Origin of the sequence: Candidatus Rhabdochlamydia oedothoracis, assembly GCF_019453995.1 — a bacterium.
In the GTDB taxonomy this organism is placed as follows: domain Bacteria; phylum Chlamydiota; class Chlamydiia; order Chlamydiales; family Rhabdochlamydiaceae; genus Rhabdochlamydia; species Rhabdochlamydia oedothoracis.
In genome coordinates this window covers 545,727-563,903 of sequence record NZ_CP075587.1, presented here as the reverse complement: position 1 = coordinate 563,903, position 18,177 = coordinate 545,727, and the positions used below count along the sequence as shown (strand labels likewise).

Annotated in this window: 17 protein-coding genes, 2 tRNA genes and 7 pseudogenes; 13 read left to right on the top strand and 13 right to left on the bottom strand. The window is 36.2% G+C overall.

Annotated features, from left to right (window positions below; all coding sequences use genetic code 11):
* Positions 1–135: 135 nt before the first annotated feature.
* Positions 136–1,227, top strand: coding sequence for a Fic family protein (locus RHABOEDO_RS03120; RefSeq protein ID WP_281069556.1), 1,092 nt, complete (start codon positions 136–138; stop codon positions 1,225–1,227).
* Between the two features lie 81 nt (positions 1,228–1,308).
* Here the strand turns inward: RHABOEDO_RS03120 and RHABOEDO_RS03115 are convergent.
* Positions 1,309–1,382, bottom strand: a tRNA-Arg gene (locus tag RHABOEDO_RS03115).
* Between the two features lie 94 nt (positions 1,383–1,476).
* On the opposite strand from RHABOEDO_RS03115, the gene recO reads away from it, so the two are divergent.
* Both recO and RHABOEDO_RS03105 read left to right on the top strand, forming a co-directional pair.
* The gene (recO, locus tag RHABOEDO_RS03110; protein WP_215217156.1) at positions 1,477–2,148 is read left to right on the top strand and encodes a DNA repair protein RecO; all 672 of its coding nucleotides are present in this window, start codon (positions 1,477–1,479) and stop codon (positions 2,146–2,148) included.
* A gap of 18 nt (positions 2,149–2,166) precedes the next feature.
* On the top strand, positions 2,167–3,402 hold the full coding sequence (locus RHABOEDO_RS03105; RefSeq protein ID WP_215217157.1) for an MFS transporter: 1,236 nt from the start codon (positions 2,167–2,169) through the stop codon (positions 3,400–3,402).
* An 11-nt stretch (positions 3,403–3,413) separates the two neighbouring features.
* Here the strand turns inward: RHABOEDO_RS03105 and RHABOEDO_RS03100 are convergent, their stop codons facing one another.
* The gene (locus RHABOEDO_RS03100) at positions 3,414–3,791 is read right to left on the bottom strand and encodes a hypothetical protein (RefSeq protein ID WP_220017753.1); all 378 of its coding nucleotides are present in this window, start codon (positions 3,789–3,791) and stop codon (positions 3,414–3,416) included.
* A gap of 169 nt (positions 3,792–3,960) precedes the next feature.
* On the opposite strand from RHABOEDO_RS03100, the gene RHABOEDO_RS03095 reads away from it, so the two are divergent.
* The 3 genes and pseudogenes from RHABOEDO_RS03095 to RHABOEDO_RS03085 form a co-directional block, all read left to right on the top strand.
* Positions 3,961–4,314 (top strand): transposase, encoded by a 354-nt coding sequence (locus tag RHABOEDO_RS03095; protein ID WP_215217041.1) that lies wholly within the window; start codon positions 3,961–3,963, stop codon positions 4,312–4,314.
* Positions 4,271–4,786 carry a transposase gene (locus RHABOEDO_RS03090; RefSeq protein WP_215216393.1) on the top strand — a complete coding sequence of 172 codons (516 nt, stop codon included), beginning with the start codon at positions 4,271–4,273 and terminating at the stop codon, positions 4,784–4,786. Before RHABOEDO_RS03095 ends, RHABOEDO_RS03090 begins: the two co-directional genes overlap by 44 nt.
* 438 nt (positions 4,787–5,224) lie before the next feature.
* Positions 5,225–5,311 (top strand): annotated as a pseudogene (locus RHABOEDO_RS03085) (transposase); the annotation flags it as partial.
* Positions 5,312–5,330: 19 nt separating this feature from the next.
* Here RHABOEDO_RS03085 and RHABOEDO_RS03080 read toward each other — a convergent pair.
* From RHABOEDO_RS03080 to RHABOEDO_RS03070, 3 genes and pseudogenes are all read right to left on the bottom strand, one after another.
* A pseudogene (locus tag RHABOEDO_RS03080) lies at positions 5,331–5,579 on the bottom strand (transposase family protein); the annotation flags it as partial.
* 69 nt (positions 5,580–5,648) lie between these two features.
* Positions 5,649–6,662 carry an IS30 family transposase gene (locus RHABOEDO_RS03075; RefSeq protein ID WP_215216525.1) on the bottom strand — a complete coding sequence of 338 codons (1,014 nt, stop codon included), beginning with the start codon at positions 6,660–6,662 and terminating at the stop codon, positions 5,649–5,651.
* A gap of 170 nt (positions 6,663–6,832) precedes the next feature.
* Positions 6,833–6,914 (bottom strand) — tRNA-Leu (locus RHABOEDO_RS03070).
* Positions 6,915–7,004: 90 nt separating this feature from the next.
* On the opposite strand from RHABOEDO_RS03070, the gene RHABOEDO_RS03065 reads away from it, so the two are divergent.
* From RHABOEDO_RS03065 to RHABOEDO_RS03055, 3 genes and pseudogenes are all read left to right on the top strand, one after another.
* Positions 7,005–7,808 (top strand): RMD1 family protein, encoded by an 804-nt coding sequence (locus RHABOEDO_RS03065; RefSeq protein WP_245397551.1) that lies wholly within the window; start codon positions 7,005–7,007, stop codon positions 7,806–7,808.
* A 201-nt stretch (positions 7,809–8,009) separates the two neighbouring features.
* Entirely contained in the window at positions 8,010–8,186 is a 177-nt protein-coding gene (locus tag RHABOEDO_RS03060; RefSeq protein ID WP_220017752.1) for a hypothetical protein, read from the top strand.
* A gap of 15 nt (positions 8,187–8,201) precedes the next feature.
* Positions 8,202–8,882: pseudogene (locus tag RHABOEDO_RS03055) on the top strand (IS110 family RNA-guided transposase); the annotation flags it as partial.
* Positions 8,883–8,957: 75 nt separating this feature from the next.
* Here the strand turns inward: RHABOEDO_RS03055 and RHABOEDO_RS03050 are convergent.
* From RHABOEDO_RS03050 to RHABOEDO_RS03040, 3 genes and pseudogenes are all read right to left on the bottom strand, one after another.
* Positions 8,958–9,971 carry an IS30 family transposase gene (locus tag RHABOEDO_RS03050; RefSeq protein WP_215216525.1) on the bottom strand — a complete coding sequence of 338 codons (1,014 nt, stop codon included), beginning with the start codon at positions 9,969–9,971 and terminating at the stop codon, positions 8,958–8,960.
* Between the two features lie 409 nt (positions 9,972–10,380).
* A pseudogene (locus tag RHABOEDO_RS11690) lies at positions 10,381–10,626 on the bottom strand (transposase); the annotation flags it as partial.
* An 87-nt stretch (positions 10,627–10,713) separates the two neighbouring features.
* A pseudogene (locus RHABOEDO_RS03040) lies at positions 10,714–10,918 on the bottom strand (transposase); the annotation flags it as partial.
* An 85-nt stretch (positions 10,919–11,003) separates the two neighbouring features.
* On the opposite strand from RHABOEDO_RS03040, the gene RHABOEDO_RS03035 reads away from it, so the two are divergent.
* The 3 genes from RHABOEDO_RS03035 to RHABOEDO_RS03025 all read left to right on the top strand — a co-directional run bounded on the left by RHABOEDO_RS03035 (position 11,004) and on the right by RHABOEDO_RS03025 (position 13,038).
* A complete protein-coding gene (locus RHABOEDO_RS03035; protein ID WP_215216525.1) occupies positions 11,004–12,017 on the top strand; it encodes an IS30 family transposase in 1,014 nt (337 codons plus the stop codon).
* A gap of 161 nt (positions 12,018–12,178) precedes the next feature.
* On the top strand, positions 12,179–12,547 hold the full coding sequence (locus RHABOEDO_RS03030; RefSeq protein ID WP_215216866.1) for an IS630 transposase-related protein: 369 nt from the start codon (positions 12,179–12,181) through the stop codon (positions 12,545–12,547).
* On the top strand, positions 12,499–13,038 hold the full coding sequence (locus tag RHABOEDO_RS03025; protein ID WP_320412789.1) for an IS630 family transposase: 540 nt from the start codon (positions 12,499–12,501) through the stop codon (positions 13,036–13,038). The genes RHABOEDO_RS03030 and RHABOEDO_RS03025 overlap by 49 nt, the downstream gene beginning before the upstream one ends.
* Before the next feature lie 13 nt (positions 13,039–13,051).
* On the opposite strand, the pseudogene RHABOEDO_RS11425 reads toward RHABOEDO_RS03025, so the two are convergent.
* Positions 13,052–13,135 (bottom strand): annotated as a pseudogene (locus RHABOEDO_RS11425) (transposase); the annotation flags it as partial.
* A gap of 57 nt (positions 13,136–13,192) precedes the next feature.
* Here RHABOEDO_RS11425 and RHABOEDO_RS03015 point away from each other — a divergent pair.
* Entirely contained in the window at positions 13,193–14,170 is a 978-nt protein-coding gene (locus RHABOEDO_RS03015; protein WP_220017750.1) for an IS630 family transposase, read from the top strand.
* Here the strand turns inward: RHABOEDO_RS03015 and RHABOEDO_RS03010 are convergent.
* The 4 genes and pseudogenes from RHABOEDO_RS03010 to RHABOEDO_RS02995 all read right to left on the bottom strand — a co-directional run bounded on the left by RHABOEDO_RS03010 (position 14,167) and on the right by RHABOEDO_RS02995 (position 18,158).
* Positions 14,167–14,652 carry an IS630 family transposase gene (locus tag RHABOEDO_RS03010; RefSeq protein ID WP_245397582.1) on the bottom strand — a complete coding sequence of 162 codons (486 nt, stop codon included), beginning with the start codon at positions 14,650–14,652 and terminating at the stop codon, positions 14,167–14,169. The two genes, RHABOEDO_RS03015 and RHABOEDO_RS03010, sit on opposite strands and share 4 nt — an antisense overlap.
* A gap of 5 nt (positions 14,653–14,657) precedes the next feature.
* Positions 14,658–15,026 (bottom strand): IS630 transposase-related protein, encoded by a 369-nt coding sequence (locus tag RHABOEDO_RS03005; RefSeq protein ID WP_215216866.1) that lies wholly within the window; start codon positions 15,024–15,026, stop codon positions 14,658–14,660.
* 147 nt (positions 15,027–15,173) lie between these two features.
* A pseudogene (locus RHABOEDO_RS03000) lies at positions 15,174–15,281 on the bottom strand (IS5/IS1182 family transposase); the annotation flags it as partial.
* A 39-nt stretch (positions 15,282–15,320) separates the two neighbouring features.
* Positions 15,321–18,158, bottom strand: a complete 2,838-nt coding sequence (locus RHABOEDO_RS02995) for an aconitate hydratase (protein ID WP_215217693.1) — start codon at positions 18,156–18,158, stop codon at positions 15,321–15,323.
* Positions 18,159–18,177: the final 19 nt, after the last annotated feature.

Here is an 18,177-nt window from a genome sequence, read left to right as displayed (position 1 = left end):
TATTCATGAGGTTAGTTGTTTAAAGATCTTTTTCGTTTAAAATTAGCAAATACATGAATGTTATCAAAACGATAACATTCATGTATGAACAGAAGGTTTTTTTCTTAGGTCTTTTAGCAATAATAAACCTTGAGCATGGTTGGTTTTTATGACATACTTCAAATAAAAAAACATATAAAAGCTATGCAATTTTCCCCAAAATTCACTATTACTCTTTCTATAGCAAATGCTTTAACCTCTATTGAACACACTCGCGGTTTTCTAGAAGCTGCCATACTCTCAGAAGATTGGATGGCTAAGATGCAGGCTAGAGCTCTTATTCTCGAAGCTCATCATACTACTCATATTGAAGGCACTCATTTAAGCCTAGATCAATCTGAAAAGCTCCTTTCCGGAAAGAAGCTATCCAGAGTAGATGTTGAAAATGTAAGAGAATTGTTAAATTATAAAAAAGCTTTTGATTTTGTATCTGATTATCTGGTCTCTCAAAAACCTATTACTGAAGCGTTAATCCGAGAAATCCATAAAAAACTAGTCGATGACGTTCGAGGAAACAATGCCCAACCACGTCAATATAGAAATGTCCAAAACTATGTAGCGAATTCAAAAACCAAAGAGATCATTTATACTCCACCAACAGCTTATGAAGTCCCTTTTCTTATGGCTCAACTATTGGCTTGGATACAAAATGAGCAAATCATTCCCGCTGTCCTTGTATCTGGCATTGCACAATTTCAATTAGTTCATATCCACCCTTTTCTAGACGGCAACGGTAGAACGACCCGACTTTTGTCCACTTTGTGTCTTTATAAATTCGGGTATGATTTTAAAAAACTTTTTACAATAAGTGAATATTACGACCGGAATCGAGCCAATTATTACAAAGCTATTCAGTCTGTTAAAGACAAGAATATGGATATGACTGTTTGGCTAGAATATTTTTCCAAGGCTCTAGAAACTCAAATGCACGAAATTCAACTTAAAGGCACTCATGCTATGAAGTTAGCTATTATGATAGCAAAATACAAACTTTCCAAAAGGCAAAAACAGATATTACAACAATTGCTGGAAACAAATGAAGACTTTACTATTCAACAATATGAATCATTTTACCCGTCTATAAATAGACGTACTTTACAAAGAGATCTTTCCGATTTAGTAGAGAAAAAGCTGATTTACCAAATAGGAGAGAAAAAAGTTACCCATTATCGAATAAACCTAGATTGATTTTTTCTACGACATTTCTGCGACATTTTTTGCTTTTTTTTGTCGCATAAACCTTCTAAATCTTTAAACTTTTAAAAAAATTGCACCGAACAGGACTTGAACCTGTAACCACCCGGTTCGAAGCCGGGTACTCTATCCGATTGAGCTATCGGTGCTAAACTTTGAAGTTCAAGATAGATTACTCTCTTAAAGGTAAAAAAACAATCCCCATCTTCTTTTCAAAGAGAAAATAAACTATGCGTAAATTCTATGGAATATGAAAAAACAGAAGGGATTGTTTTACGTTCTCTGCCCTATCAAGATAAGAATCGGATCGTCACGGTTTTTACCAATTGTTATGGGGTGCTGCAATTTATCATTAAAGGAATCTCGGCTAAAAGAACGGATAAATTGGCATTAAGCTCCCCTCTTTGTAAGGGTGAATATCTTTTTTATCGGGGTAAAGGCAGTCTCATGCATTTTGTAGATGGATCGGTTTTAAGCGAGCATCTACAATTGCGTACAAAAATGCAACACATCCAAGCAGCAGCAAATCTAGTACAAATCATATTAACTTCTCAATTACCTCACAAACCAGCTCCTAAAGTCTATCAATTTTTCTCTAAATGCTTGAAAGCTATCCCCTATTTTGAGAATACAGACGTCTTAACCAATAGCTTTTGTCTAAAATTGCTCAAACAGGAAGGATTGCTTGCCCTGCAACCTTTTTGTAGCCAATGTGAAAAAGAAGCAAGGGCACTTCATTATGGAGAAAGTTTTTGCAGCTTTCATGCACCAAAATTTTCTTTTAGATTTTCACAAGAGCAATGGGATACCTTATTGACATTGGCTTATGCAACCACCTTTTCTCAAATTCAAAACTATGCTTTATCAAAAGATTTGAACGAAAAAATCAATCAGATCTTTCAAGAAAATACTTGAAACATTTATTTTAAAATTATGAAGGCCTCTTTTCCAATTTTTTTACTCTATTTTATCGATAATTTTAGCTTAGCACTTGTTATTCCCGTTTTATCCTCTGTTATTCTCGGTTCCCAATCCCATCTAATCACCTCTAGTTTATTTTGGAAAAATGTCAGCCTTACTACCTTAGGGACAGTTTTTCCTTTAGCTTTGCTTTTTGGTTCACCTTTAATAGGAAGCATTTCAGATACAATCGGAAGAAAGAAGTCGTTTTATATTACCATTACTGGAATGGTTTTGGGTCACTTGCTCGTTGCCTTTGCTTTTTATATTTCCCATTTTATTTTATTGGTTCTAGGACGGTTAATATCTGGTTTTTTTTCAGGGAATACCGGTTTATGTTTAACCACAATCTCCGATTTACATCCCGATCATACAAAGCGTTCCAAATATTTTGGTTATCTAACTGGTATAGGAGGACTTGGTTGGTTATGTGCTATGTTTGCCGGAGGAGTTCTGGCCAATCGTAAATTTGATCCTCATTTCTCCCCTTCATTGCCTTTTATGATAGCAGCCCTTATGGGGATCATTAATTTAATAATCTTAATTTATTTATTAAAAGAAACACATCATCTGAAAAAGAAGAAAATCAAATGGGAGCTTACTGAGGGGCCGAAAAAACTGATCCGAGTTTTTCGCATTTCTAAATTGCGTTTTTTATTTCTCATCCAATCCTTGTTTTTATTAAGTTGGATGTTGGTTTTTCAATCTTTTTCTTCCTATTCTTTTTTAGAATTTAATTCCCCTCCGACCTGGATCACTTTATGTTTTTTAGGACTTAGCTGGATTCTAGGAAGTTCTTTAATTAATCGTCTTTTAATCAAACGGGTTTCTTTAGCTAATATTCCCTGCTACGGTTTATTAGCTTTAAGTCTGTTATTTTGCATAGCTTCTTTTACTCATAAGTTTGTATCTTTGTCTGTTTTTGATTGCACAGCAGCTTTTATTTCTTCTTTTACAGCAGCAAACATATTTAACCTAATCTCCTTTTCTGCTTTACCGAGTATTCAAGGAGAAATTATGGGATTGAGCCAAGCTGTTATTGCAATGGTACAAATCGCAGCTCCAATAGTCATTGGGCTTTTCTTTCTACATTATACTCTCATCTATTTGACTGCCTCAGGCATTGCTTTAGGCGCCTTTTTGCTTTTGCTGTTCCATAAACCCTCTTTGCAATCTAAAATTAATGAAACTCAAGCTGAAGAAACTTAAAATTACTTAATTTACATAGAAACCAATTCTATTTTTTCAATTTGTTTTTGGAAAAATGCTGCGTTCCAATTCTCGACAAATTTTCTATCTTTTGGCCTAAGAAAATTTTCTACATCACGTTGTGCTGCTTTCCAATTTACAACTGTAATTTTTTTTTCAAACTCTTTGTGAAGCCATTTTTTATTGTAAGGCATATCTTTTCTTTTATATGGCCCGGATTGATAAAGAGCATTTTTCAGTAAAAGATCATTAGATCTCTTGCATAACCAATAAGCAATAAGCAATAAGCAATAAGCAATAAGCAATAAGCAATAAGCAATAAGCAATAAGCAATAAGCAATAAGCAATAAGCAATAAGCAATAAGCAATAAGCAATAAGCAATAAGCAATAAGCAATAAGCAATAAGCAATAAGCAATAAGCAATAAGCAATCTAAAATTTTAAAGTATTTTAATCCAGGAGATATGATTGTTTGAGCGATATGAACCTATCTTGAATTGAATATAAATTTTCGCTATGATACCAGATCTTTTTATTTTTTAACTAAAGACAGATGACATGAGCAAGCAAGGATTAAATGAAGAACAGTTTAAAATACTCGAACCTCAAATGGAAAAATGGGTAAATCGTAACCATTATGGAAGAAAATTAGCGCCATGGAGACCTGTAGTGAATACTATTTTCTGGGTGCTTCGGACAGGAGCTCCTTGGAAAGATGCACCTAGAAACAAGGAGTTTTCTCATCCCTCAACAGCACACGCATGGCTTGGAAGAATGCAATCTGCTGGATTTTTAGATCAATTTTTAGAAGAGCTGCTTAAGCTTGCCGAACAGCTGGGGTGTATTGATGCCCAGAGACTCTCTGTAGATGGTTTTTTTTTCCAGCGGACGCGGAGGAGGAGAGCAAGTTGATTATGGCTACAAAGGTAAAGGCGTGACATCGCATTTACTGGTAGAAAAATCAGGAAAGCCTCTTGCAATCACTTTTACATCAGCATCCGGGGATGAGAAAAAACAAGTGATCCCTCTGCTTAGGAAAGTCATTCCCTTCATTAAAAAAGCATGGAATCAGGGAAAAGTACCCATACTTGAAGCAGATAAAGGTTATGACTCAGAGCAAACACGTATCGATGTTCTTTCCCATGAGGTTTTTCCTCTGATAGCTCGGAAAAGAAACACTAAGGGATATAAGATAAAAGGCATTTGCTACCTTGAAAAGCAACGTTGGGTCGTTGAGAGAACGATTTCTTGGTTAAAGACATGCTTCCGTCGTCTTACAGTGCGCTGGGAAAGAAAGGCAATATATTGGAACGGACTATTAATGTTTGGACTACTGGGATATTGGATGAATTTCTTAAGTCGGCAAGTATCTTTAAAACAGTAAATTTAATTCAAGATAGGTTCATAGCTGGAAATGCTTTTGTTAAGATTAGGAATCTATAAATGAAAGCTTTAAAATAAGGGGTTATGCAAGAAATCTATTGACTGGAACTTCTTTTGAGAGATACCTATGGTGGTTCTCGCTTTTATTGCTCTACTTTTGAAAAGACTTTAAACAGGCTCTAAGAGAGTCTATATTGGTTCCGATTCAATCGTATAGAAAAATATAGGATTAACGACAAGTTTCAAGTCGTTTTTTTCCAAAGGTAGAAGACATGATTTTAGGATATTTAAGGATTCTAAAATCAAGTTTCATTCCGAAATAAACCTTATCTTTTCAAGTTTGAAGTGCACAGAAGAATTAAAAAAAAGAATAGGCAGGCGATGAAAGAATCTCTATTGTGATTTTTAACAATCAAACACAAGGAGAGACCTTGCCCAAATGAAAAATAAGTTCATGAATCTCCGGGATAAAGTACTTCTTCGTAAAAGAGCTATTATTGAAACTGTAAATGATCAACTAAAAAATAGACCTCTTTCAAAACCCATTAACATAGCTCCAGATTATAAATGCCCGCAATTAGATTGAACCGAAGACCAAACCTTTTTCGTCTATTTCTATAACGATCAGCTAAAATTTTGAATCGCTTAAGCAGACCAATAGCATTTTCATTAATTACACGTTCTTTGGAGAGGAATTGATTATTTTTTTTGTCTTGTTTTGTTAAAGGATTTTTCTTGCTTCTTCTTTTAGGCATTTGGGTTTTAGCATGAAGCTTTTTAAGTCCTAGATACCCTCCCTGTTAGAAGGGCCCTTTCAACCTTGAAGTGCACAAAAAAGAACATATAAATACTTGAAAAAACATCTATTGTGCACCCGAGCATAGCATGTTTGTAGATAATCTCGTAAACACTTCTAGTGGAGTTTCGAAGTTGAGAGCCTTTCTAGGTCTGTTATTTAGTAAAGTTTCCACCCTTTCTATATCCTTGGAAGTCGTATCTAAAAAGCTTTGTGTTTTAGGAAAATATTGCCTAACTAGTCCGTTTGTATGCTCATTTAAGCCTCTTTCCCAAGAATGGTAGGGCGTTGCAAAGTAGAAGTCTGTCTCTAGCTCGAAACTAACCATTTGGTGATAGGCAAATTCTTTTCCGTTGTCTGCTGTTAATGTGTGTACAAAATCTTTGATAGGTTTAAGTTGTTCAATTAACGCTTGACTTACTTCCTCTGCAGTTTTATGAGAAACTTTGGCGAGCTTAGTTAGCTTGGAAGTTCTTTCTACCATTGATACAATTACGCCTTTATGTCCTGCCCCTATGACTGTATCTAGTTCCCAGTCTCCTAAACGAGTCTTTTTTTCTACAATACAAGGCCGTTGCTTAATATCTATACGACCAGGCATGTTCCCTCTTCCAGAAGCTCCCTTTCTCTGCTTGTTATATTTTTTCCCTCGATGACGGAGCTCTCTATAAAGCTGTCCTCCCTGTCGTTTATCTTTCCAGATATGATTATAGATGGTCTCATGACTAACATGTTCTTTACCATGTCTTTTAAGCCATCCGGATATTTGTATAGGGCTCCATTGCAACTTGATTTTTTCTTCAATACGGGTAACTATTTGAGGAGTCATTTTTTTATTGGGCTGAGAATTTTTTCTAAGAAATGCTTTTTCTTGAGCTTGCTGATGACGGTATCCTCGTTGCCCTTTATTTCTCTTAAGTTCCCTACTAATAGTGCTATGATGAACTTTTAGAATGTTTGCTATTGAGCTAGATGTATCTCCTCTAGCTTTTAAAATATAAATCTGACATCTTTGGTCATAGGTTAGGTGATGGTAGCCTTTAGGCAAGGTCTCTCCTTGTGTTTGATTGTTAAAAATCACAATAGAGATTCTTTCATCGCCTGCCTATTCTTTTTTTAATTCTTCTGTGCACTTCAAACTTGAAAAGACTTGTTTTAGAATCCCATATTTTTATCTTTTAGGTCTAGGAATGTAGGCTAGACAATTCCGGATAATCGATTTAGAAACAGAGAGAAGCAGCCTTAAAATCATGCGAGAGGGGGGACTCGAACCCCCACGAGAAAACCCACTACCACCTCAAGGTAGCGCGTCTACCAATTCCGCCACCCCCGCAATATTTAAGAAAAGATCTTAATGGTTTTGTTAAAATCAATTCAAGTAAAATTGCTTTTGCTCTATTCTTTAGAATTAAACCTAGCTGATATGAAAAAACTTATGCGTTGTACTTGTTATTGCACAGCTTCCTCTTATGATATCCCTCGCTTATTCCAATACTTGCAGAGGATGGGTATCTGCCAGCTATTTCGCGATGTAATCCACCTCCAGCTTCAAGAAGATAAACAGGAAAAAAAAGATGTTTTTTGCTTTTCTTATGGAGTAGTTGTTTGTTGGGGATTTAGTGAAGAGGAAGAAAAAGAGATTCTGGATTCTCTAAAAACATTTGAAAAAGATCCTGGTAAATTAGAATTAGATGAATTCACCTATGTCTATGGGGATAATTTCAAGATAGAAGAAGATGAAATTGTGTTACAAAATCAAAATGATTTAACCAAATTAGCCATTTCACATGGCTTAGCTCAATCGGTTAAATTAATTATTTTTGAAGATCTTGTACAAAAAAATATTGAACGCACAAAACACCTCCCTAGCGATTTAGCTCAAAAAGGCAAAATCCCCCTTTCTCGTAAAGAGATCTATCAGAAAATGGGTTATATATTCATTGAGCGTAATTTTATTAATTTGCATAGTGAAAGCCTTGATACTCCAGAATTCTTTTGGGATTACCCTGAACTAGAACCCTTCTATAGACGCACTTCTCATTATCTCGATATCAATAAACGTGTTGAGGTCCTCAATAAAAAACTCAACGTTATGCATGAACTCTTTCAAATCCTATCCAATGAGATTAATCATCAACACAGTTCTCGTTTAGAGTGGACAATCATCTTACTTATTTTTATCGAAGTAACTTTGGCTGTTCTACACGATCTCTTCCATATTATTTAATTAAATAAAAAATTTCATAGCCTACGATCCGTCATTTGTGTATACATGCCATAATTGCACACAAAGAAGGGGTTGCTCCTTAAACGGAGTAGGTTAAACTCTCCAATATAAACGAGATTTTTTCAAATCTCAAAACCGCTCATTAAAGAGCAAAAAAATGAGGAGCAACCCATGAAGCATTATATTGGATGAGATGTATCAATGAAAAGAACTTTTATCTGTGTATTAAATGAACAAGGTAAGATTGTCCATGAAGGTTCAGAAAAAACAGATCCTGATTTACTAGCAGATGATTTTTCCAAAAGAGATTTTCAAGAAATCGTTGTTGGCTTTGAAAGAGGAATCGCAGAAGCCCTTCGATCAGGTATGTATACATGAGTACACTGTAAGCCCCAAGATTCAGTAGAAAAAAGCATTTTGTTAGTTTCCAGAAGAGCGCTAATTAAACAGCAAACGCAGTTAAAAAATACTGTAAGGGGCTTGCTTAAAAGTTACGGAATACGATTGGGATCTGTGGGATCCAAAAGATTTTCGTCTGTGGTTGTAAAGCAGATAGAAAAACAGGAAAAAAGTATTGTTCTGAGCATAACCTCTCTATTAAATACCTTTGATAAGGTAGTTGAGGAAGTAGAAAAACTGGATAAAGAAATGCTTAAGCTGGTCAGTCAAGATAAAGAAGTACAACGGCTTATGACAATCCCTGGCGTAGGACCTGTAACAGCATTAACCTATAAAACAGAAATTTTTGATCCCACTCGTTTTAACGATTCTAAACCAGTAGGAGCCTATCTTGGTATGACGCCTAAACAGTATGCCTCCGGAGAGGTGCAAAGACAGGGAAGAATTTCAAAATGTGGATCCAGTGAACTTAGATCTCTATTAGTTGAAGCCGGAATAGTAATGCTGACACGAAGTAAGAAATGGAGCAAGCTAAAAGCTTGGGGATTAAAAATCATGAGAAAAAAAGGAATGAAGAAAGCCGCCTTAGCAGTAGGTAGAAAGTTATCCGTAATTATGCACAAGATGCTGATTGAACAAAAAGAATTTATTTACGGTGAGCCAAAGGCAGCTTAAAAACGCATTTTTTTAGAAAGGCCCTTTCAACCTTGAAGTGCACAAAAAAGAACATATAAATACTTGAAAAAACATCTATTGTGCACCCGAGCATAGCATGTTTGTAGATAATCTCGTAAACACTTCTAGTGGAGTTTCGAAGTTGAGAGCCTTTCTAGGTCTGTTATTTAGTAAAGTTTCCACCCTTTCTATATCCTTGGAAGTCGTATCTAAAAAGCTTTGTGTTTTAGGAAAATATTGCCTAACTAGTCCGTTTGTATGCTCATTTAAGCCTCTTTCCCAAGAATGGTAGGGCGTTGCAAAGTAGAAGTCTGTCTCTAGCTCGAAACTAACCATTTGGTGATAGGCAAATTCTTTTCCGTTGTCTGCTGTTAATGTGTGTACAAAATCTTTGATAGGTTTAAGTTGTTCAATTAACGCTTGACTTACTTCCTCTGCAGTTTTATGAGAAACTTTGGCGAGCTTAGTTAGCTTGGAAGTTCTTTCTACCATTGATACAATTACGCCTTTATGTCCTGCCCCTATGACTGTATCTAGTTCCCAGTCTCCTAAACGAGTCTTTTTTTCTACAATACAAGGCCGTTGCTTAATATCTATACGACCAGGCATGTTCCCTCTTCCAGAAGCTCCCTTTCTCTGCTTGTTATATTTTTTCCCTCGATGACGGAGCTCTCTATAAAGCTGTCCTCCCTGTCGTTTATCTTTCCAGATATGATTATAGATGGTCTCATGACTAACATGTTCTTTACCATGTCTTTTAAGCCATCCGGATATTTGTATAGGGCTCCATTGCAACTTGATTTTTTCTTCAATACGGGTAACTATTTGAGGAGTCATTTTTTTATTGGGCTGAGAATTTTTTCTAAGAAATGCTTTTTCTTGAGCTTGCTGATGACGGTATCCTCGTTGCCCTTTATTTCTCTTAAGTTCCCTACTAATAGTGCTATGATGAACTTTTAGAATGTTTGCTATTGAGCTAGATGTATCTCCTCTAGCTTTTAAAATATAAATCTGACATCTTTGGTCATAGGTTAGGTGATGGTAGCCTTTAGGCAAGGTCTCTCCTTGTGTTTGATTGTTAAAAATCACAATAGAGATTCTTTCATCGCCTGCCTATTCTTTTTTTAATTCTTCTGTGCACTTCAAACTTGAAAAGACTAAATAAAAACATTAGGAAAAGTGACTAAAATTTTTTGCAGGAGAAAACCGAAGAAATAGGTAAAGACGACAAATGAGTTGGCTCTTAGAAGCCGTAATATACATTGTCTTGCCCATTTCATTTCGGATAGCATAATGGAGCGAAGAATCTAAAATAGTTTTCTTCAAAAAGACTCCGCAGAGAACCCTGGACTTATCTCCCGCATTAAACTTTGCTGTCCTAAGATCTTAAAAAATGCCTTTTATTTTGCAAGCAAAATATCGGCTCGGAGAGCTTATGAAGAATTAAGAGAATTTATATTCCCCTTGTGTGCAATTAGAGAACTCGTTTGTTTTTAAATTAAGATTTAACTAAGCAAAATTTCCTAGATAAAAGAGGTTGCGGTTCTTCCCGATATTTAGGAATATTTTCAAAAAAAGCACAAATTGCCTTCTTAAAGGCTAAGAATTTTTCATAATATCGATTATTGCGGACTTTTTTATTCATGAATCGCCAAAGGCGTTCAATCAGATTGAGATCGGGAGAATAAGGAGGCAAGAATTTGATTTCTACTCTGGATGTTTTTAGGTAATTTGCAACGATTTTTGACCTAATAGTAGGCAGCGTTATCGCATAAAAAGCAAGAACCACCATATTCAGGCTTGTATGTAGTTTTCTTTCGCAATTTTTCCCATGAGGAAGCCCTTGGCTATCGACTGCTATATGTCTTTTTATTCCTGATATTTTTTTCCCTGCATCATATCCTTTCTTCTCCGCTGTATCAGTATTTTTAACACTTTGAGCATCAATAATTACAAAGCTTGTTTTCTCTTTCCGACCACTGCTTTTTCTGACCTCGTCAACCAATTTTTTTTAAAACTATTTCAAGAATACTCTTAGAATTTTTATCATCAGTCTTTTCAAGTTTGAAGTGCACAGAAGAATTAAAAAAAGAATAGGCAGGCGATGAAAGAATCTCTATTGTGATTTTTAACAATCAAACACAAGGAGAGACCTTGCCTAAAGGCTACCATCACCTAACCTATGACCAAAGATGTCAGATTTATATTTTAAAAGCTAGAGGAGATACATCTAGCTCAATAGCAAACATTCTAAAAGTTCATCATAGCACTATTAGTAGGGAACTTAAGAGAAATAAAGGGCAACGAGGATACCGTCATCAGCAAGCTCAAGAAAAAGCATTTCTTAGAAAAAATTCTCAGCCCAATAAAAAAATGACTCCTCAAATAGTTACCCGTATTGAAGAAAAAATCAAGTTGCAATGGAGCCCTATACAAATATCCGGATGGCTTAAAAGACATGGTAAAGAACATGTTAGTCATGAGACCATCTATAATCATATCTGGAAAGATAAACGACAGGGAGGACAGCTTTATAGAGAGCTCCGTCATCGAGGGAAAAAATATAACAAGCAGAGAAAGGGAGCTTCTGGAAGAGGGAACATGCCTGGTCGTATAGATATTAAGCAACGGCCTTGTATTGTAGAAAAAAAGACTCGTTTAGGAGACTGGGAACTAGATACAGTCATAGGGGCAGGACATAAAGGCGTAATTGTATCAATGGTAGAAAGAACTTCCAAGCTAACTAAGCTCGCCAAAGTTTCTCATAAAACTGCAGAGGAAGTAAGTCAAGCGTTAATTGAACAACTTAAACCTATCAAAGATTTTGTACACACATTAACAGCAGACAACGGAAAAGAATTTGCCTATCACCAAATGGTTAGTTTCGAGCTAGAGACAGACTTCTACTTTGCAACGCCCTACCATTCTTGGGAAAGAGGCTTAAATGAGCATACAAACGGACTAGTTAGGCAATATTTTCCTAAAACACAAAGCTTTTTAGATACGACTTCCAAGGATATAGAAAGGGTGGAAACTTTACTAAATAACAGACCTAGAAAGGCTCTCAACTTCGAAACTCCACTAGAAGTGTTTACGAGATTATCTACAAACATGCTATGCTCGGGTGCACAATAGATGTTTTTTCAAGTATTTATATGTTCTTTTTTGTGCACTTCAAGGTTGAAAGGGCCATCTTTTTTATTCCAAAGAGGGAAATAATAATCACATATAGTTATTTAAAATATTATTGATAAAGTTGTATATTTTTCTCCAACAAAATATATGGAGGTAGAGAAATGCCTAAACCTTATTCAATGGATCTAAGAAAACGAGTGCTTCAATACCTAGAAGAAAATAACGACAAAATGAAGGCCAGCCAGCTATTTCAAGTTGGGATTGCAACTGTCTACCGATGGGTAAAGCGTAAGAAACAAAGAGGAAACGTAGAACCTCTAAAAAAGAAAAGCACTTATAAGAAAATTGATGATCAGAGATTAATCGCTTATGTAGAAAAAAACCCCGATCATTTTTTATCAGAGATTGCAAAGCATTTTGGTTTGACTTTGCAAGCAATCTTTTACGCTTTGAAAAGACTCAAGATCACAAGAAAAAAAAGATTGCGTTTTATAAGGAAAGGAATGCGGAAGCAAGAGCGGAATATCTAAAAAAGATAGAAGCAATTTCTCCTGAAAAAAGGGTCTATTTGGATCAGAGCGGAATCAGTCAATATGTGCATAGGCAATATGCGAGGAGCGCGAGGGGAAAACAAATATTTGGAGGAATTTCAGGAAAACGATTTGGTAGACAGAGTGTAATTTCGGCACTACAAGGGAAGAAATTGCTGGCACCGATGTGTTTTGAAGGAACTTGCAATACGGATCTATTTAATGTATGGCTAAAACAGGAATTGATTCCAAATTTGACTCATGGCCAAGTTTTGATTCTCGATAACGCGAGCTTTCATAAATCAAAGACAACTAGAACATTGATAGAGGAAAGTGGATACGAAATGCTCTTTCTCCCGCCTTATTCACCGGACTTAAATCCTATCGAAAAATATTGGGCCAATATGAAAACGAAAATCCGAGAACTTTTACCTACTGTAGCTAATTTATCCGAAGCCTTAGATCAAGCTGTTTTATCAATGTCGATTTAAATAACTATAATTCCCATTTAGGATATTCTATGGGTAACATACGCCACTGACAACCACTTTTTAAAATGTACAAAATTCCACAAAAAATATCATATATAGTGGTTCCGATTCAATCGTATAGAAAAATATTTTGTTTTGTGTTAAGCTATTGAGTATGAAAAAACTGATCCCTAGCCAGAGAGCTGACTTAGAACACAAGTTAAAGCATCCAAAAGACTATTCTGAACGGAATAGGCTTTGTGTAATTTTGGGCTATGATGAGGGTATCTCAACAAAAAATCTTGCTAAAACACTCCGGATAAGCCCTATCACTGTTCAGAAATACCTCAGAGAATATGATTCCGAAAATAAAACTGGAAGTAGCCCTCGAGGCGGTAGCAAATCAAAACTTTCACAAGACCAAACAGAGTCTCTACTAAAACACCTACAGGAAAAGACCTATCTTAAAGTCAAAGGGATCATAGCTTATGTGCATGAGCAATATGGGATAAAATATTCCCGAAGTGGCATGACAGATTGGCTCATACAGCACGGATTTGTTTATAAACGTCCTAAAAAGATTCCTGGGAAATTAGCTCCTGAAAAACAACGAATTTTCATAGAACAATATAGGGCTTTAAAGGAGACCTTAAACCCTGATGAAGAGATCTATTTCATAGATGCTGTGCATCCTGAACATCAGTCCCAAGCCGTATGTGGATGGATCAAAAAAGGCGTTCAAAAGACTTTGCAGACATCCGGGAAACAATTGCGATTGCATTTTGCTGGAGCTCTTTGCCTGACAGGAATGAAGATTTTTACAGAGGAATATAAGACAGTTGATGCCGATGCAATGCTCGATTTTTTCAAGAAGCTAGAAAAACAGACAGAGGCTCGAATTATTCATGTAATTTTGGATAATGCAAGATCAAACAAAAATAAGAAACTAGAAGAGTTTCTGATGTCTTCTAGGATTAAAGTGCACTATCTCCCTCCTTATTCGCCGAATTTGAATCCTATTGAACGCTTGTGGAAGATCTTAAAGGAAAAGAAGGTATACAATCGATATTACGAAACGTCGGTGACTTTTTTTCAGGCAATTAGAGGATTCTTCTTAGAAGAGATACCGAAAATAACAGATATAGTTATTTAAATCGACATTGATAAAACAGCTTGATCTAAGGCTTCGGATAAATTAGCTACAGTAGGTAAAAGTTCTCGGATTTTCGTTTTCATATTGGCCCAATATTTTTCGATAGGATTTAAGTCCGGTGAATAAGGCGGGAGAAAGAGCATTTCGTATCCACTTTCCTCTATCAATGTTCTAGTTGTCTTTGATTTATGAAAGCTCGCGTTATCGAGAATCAAAACTTGGCCATGAGTCAAATTTGGAATCAATTCCTGTTTTAGCCATACATTAAATAGATCCGTATTGCAAGTTCCTTCAAAACACATCGGTGCCAGCAATTTCTTCCCTTGTAGTGCCGAAATTACACTCTGTCTACCAAATCGTTTTCCTGAAATTCCTCCAAATATTTGTTTTCCCCTCGCGCTCCTCGCATATTGCCTATGCACATATTGACTGATTCCGCTCTGATCCAAATAGACCCTTTTTTCAGGAGAAATTGCTTCTATCTTTTTTAGATATTCCGCTCTTGCTTCCGCATTCCTTTCCTTATAAAACGCAATCTTTTTTTTCTTGTGATCTTGAGTCTTTTCAAAGCGTAAAAGATTGCTTGCAAAGTCAAACCAAAATGCTTTGCAATCTCTGATAAAAAATGATCGGGGTTTTTTTCTACATAAGCGATTAATCTCTGATCATCAATTTTCTTATAAGTGCTTTTCTTTTTTAGAGGTTCTACGTTTCCTCTTTGTTTCTTACGCTTTACCCATCGGTAGACAGTTGCAATCCCAACTTGAAATAGCTGGCTGGCCTTCATTTTGTCGTTATTTTCTTCTAGGTATTGAAGCACTCGTTTTCTTAGATCCATTGAATAAGGTTTAGGCATTTCTCTACCTCCATATATTTTGTTGGAGAAAAATATACAACTTTATCAATAATATTTTAAATAACTATATTTTGAAATGTAGGATAAACGACAAGTTTCAAGTCGTTGACTTAAATCCCATTAAGCTAGCCGTTTGAATCGGCACTAGTATAGATCAACTATTCGTGGACGTGTTTTTTTGCGTGTAGACTCAAGTATTAGATGGATTTTTCTAAATTGTTTACGAGAAATATCGCTTGGATAAGAGCGGGTCATAACTACCTCCAAAGGTTTTATGAAAACTATCATTATACCTTAATGAGAAGATTTTAAACAGGCTCTAAGTACATAAGGCAAGATCCCTCGCTGCAAATAATAATCCACCTCAACTACAGAATCGATTCTAACCAATAAAGATGTTTCTTGAGTGGAGCCATCTTCTCGATAAATCTTTAAAATAACCTTTTGATGTGGTTTACATTCCTTTTCTAAACCCATTAGGTCAAATGTTTCCGTACCATTAATCTGAAGGCTTTCCCAACTAGCATTTTCTTGAAACTGCAAAGGAAGCACTCCCATACCCACTAAGTTACTGCGATGTATGCGCTCAAAACTACGTGCTACCACAGCACGCACACCAAGCAATGCTGTTCCTTTGGCTGCCCAGTCACGGGAACTACCCATCCCATAATCACTGCCAGCAAAAACGATTAAAGGGACTTTACGCTCCGCATATTTCTGACACGCTTCAAATATCTGCATTTCTTTTCCCTCGGGCATGAGCTTGGTAAAACCACCCTCTTTTCCTTTGAGCATCTGATTACGAATACGTAGATTAGCAAATGTACCTCTCATCATAATATGGTGGTTTCCTCTTCTACTACCATAGCTATTAAAATCTGTTTCATTAACACCATGCTCAATCAAATACTTACCAGCAGCAGAATTTGCTCTAAAAGCGCCAGCTGGAGAGATATGATCTGTAGTAATAGAATCACCAAACAAAGCAAGTGGTCTCATACCGGTAAGCTTTGGTCGAATAGGTAACTTTTTAGAAAAATGTTCAAAAAAAGGAGGACACTGGATATAGGTGCTTTTTTTATCCCATGCATATTGAGACCCAGTCTTTTTTTCTATTTTTTTCCAAAGAGGATTCTCCTCTAAAATATGTTCATAGCGCTTTTTAAACATCTCAGGCTGCATTGCTTGAAAAATGGTCTCTTTGATCTCTTTTGCAGAAGGCCAAATATCGACTAAAAAAACAGGATTCCCCACTAAATCATAGCCCAATGGATCTTTCTCAAAATCAATATCCATATTCCCTGCTAGAGCATAGGCTACTACAAGGGGAGGTGACATCAAAAAATTAGCCTTAACAGATCCATGAATCCGTGCTTCAAAATTACGATTACCGCTTAATACACTAGCTACTATTAAATCGTATTGCTTAATCGCATTTTCAATCTTTTCATCTAAGGGACCGCTATTACCAATGCAGGTTGTGCACCCATAAGCAACTAAATTAAAACCCAACACATCTAAATACTTTTGTAACCCAGCTTTTTGTAAATAATCGGTAACTACACGTGATCCAGGAGCCAAACTTGTCTTAATAGAACGATTGACCTGCAGTCCCTTTTCTACTGCTTTTTTAGCTATTAGTCCGGCTCCAATCATTACAGAAGGATTACTAGTGTTTGTACAACTAGTAATAGCAGCAATCACTACTGATCCATGTTTTAGATGAATATCTCGCGAAGAATGCTGCGTATAGCCTGGATTAATGACACTATAATTTAAAGGACGATTAGTCACCATCTCGGTTTCGCTCCAAGTAGTAGTATTCTCTTTGACTAGACAAGGAGTTCCTCCCATGATATGCGGTTCATGTAGATGGAAATTTCCATCAGAATGAGTTGCAATACAGGTCTTTTTATCTTCTTCTTTTTTACCATAACCCCCTTTTGAGATAGGAGCTAAGAACAAGTGATTAAATCGCTTTTTTACTTGCTCTAAATCAATCCGATCCTGAGGACGCTTAGGACCTGCAACACAGGGTTTAATACTGAATAAATCCAACTGAATGACACGTGTATAATCAATTTGATTGGAAAGAGGCATTCCATACATTTCTTGCGCTTGTAGATATTGTTTAACTCTTTCTATCTCCTCTTTAGTGCGCCCTGTCATTTGTAGATAGCTCATTGTTTGGTCATCGGTTGGAAAAAAACCGATGGTCGCTCCATATTCAGGTGCCATATTTCCAATTGTAGCACGATCTGCAAGAGTTAAGGTAGCAGCTCCTTCCCCAAAAAATTCAATAAACTTACCTACTACTTTTTCACTGCGTAACAGCTCTGTAATCCTCAAAGTCAAATCAGTTGCCGTTACTCTATCTAATAATTTGCCCGATAAATACACTCCGATTACCTCAGGAGCTTGCAAAAAATAAGGCTGTCCTAACATAGCAGCTTCTGCTTCAATCCCCCCCACACCCCAACCAAGCACCCCTAGTCCATTCACCATTGTAGTATGTGAATCAGTTCCTACAACAGTATCAAAATATAATAGCTTATCTTTCTCTGTTACAAGGCTAGCTAGATGTTCTAAATTAATTTGATGGACAATACCAATTCCAGGAGGAATGATTTTAACCGTTTTAAAAGCCTGCTCTCCCCAGTTCAAAAATTCATATCTTTCTCGATTGCGTTGAAATTCAATTTCCAAATTGAATAAAAACGCATCTGGTGTTCCTGATCTGTCTACTTGTACAGAATGATCTATTACTAACTCCACTGGGACAATAGGTTCGATTTTTTTAGGATCTAATCCTTGTTTAGCCATTGCATCGCGCATAGCAGCTAAGTCAACAAGCAAAGGAACACCGGTAAAATCCTGTAACAAAACACGTGCTACTATAAAAGGAATATCGTATTCCAAGGGTTCCTTATTCCAATGCGCCAAATGCTCAACATCTTCTTTTCTAATACGCTTACCATCACAATTGCGTAAGATAGATTCTAACATAATCCGAATACAGATCGGTAGCCTGGATAAATCAATCCCTAACTGTTTTGCTAATTTAGGCAAAGAGTAATACTTGTATTCTGTACCATCTAAAGATGTGAGTGTATTAAAAAAAGAGTTCTGCATATATTTCTCCGCATCGATG

Coding starts and splice junctions, on each gene's coding strand:
- RHABOEDO_RS02995 (WP_215217693.1), bottom strand. CDS start 18,158: ATGCAGAACTCTTTTTTTAATACACTCACATCTTTAGATGGTACAGAA.
- RHABOEDO_RS03120 (WP_281069556.1), top strand. CDS start 136: ATGGTTGGTTTTTATGACATACTTCAAATAAAAAAACATATAAAAGCT.
- RHABOEDO_RS03030 (WP_215216866.1), top strand. CDS start 12,179: ATGCCTAAACCTTATTCAATGGATCTAAGAAAACGAGTGCTTCAATAC.
- RHABOEDO_RS03060 (WP_220017752.1), top strand. CDS start 8,010: ATGAAAAGAACTTTTATCTGTGTATTAAATGAACAAGGTAAGATTGTC.
- RHABOEDO_RS03105 (WP_215217157.1), top strand. CDS start 2,167: ATGAAGGCCTCTTTTCCAATTTTTTTACTCTATTTTATCGATAATTTT.
- RHABOEDO_RS03005 (WP_215216866.1), bottom strand. CDS start 15,026: ATGCCTAAACCTTATTCAATGGATCTAAGAAAACGAGTGCTTCAATAC.
- RHABOEDO_RS03095 (WP_215217041.1), top strand. CDS start 3,961: ATGAGCAAGCAAGGATTAAATGAAGAACAGTTTAAAATACTCGAACCT.
- RHABOEDO_RS03090 (WP_215216393.1), top strand. CDS start 4,271: ATGGTTTTTTTTTCCAGCGGACGCGGAGGAGGAGAGCAAGTTGATTAT.
- RHABOEDO_RS03065 (WP_245397551.1), top strand. CDS start 7,005: ATGAAAAAACTTATGCGTTGTACTTGTTATTGCACAGCTTCCTCTTAT.
- recO (WP_215217156.1), top strand. CDS start 1,477: ATGGAATATGAAAAAACAGAAGGGATTGTTTTACGTTCTCTGCCCTAT.
- RHABOEDO_RS03015 (WP_220017750.1), top strand. CDS start 13,193: ATGAAAAAACTGATCCCTAGCCAGAGAGCTGACTTAGAACACAAGTTA.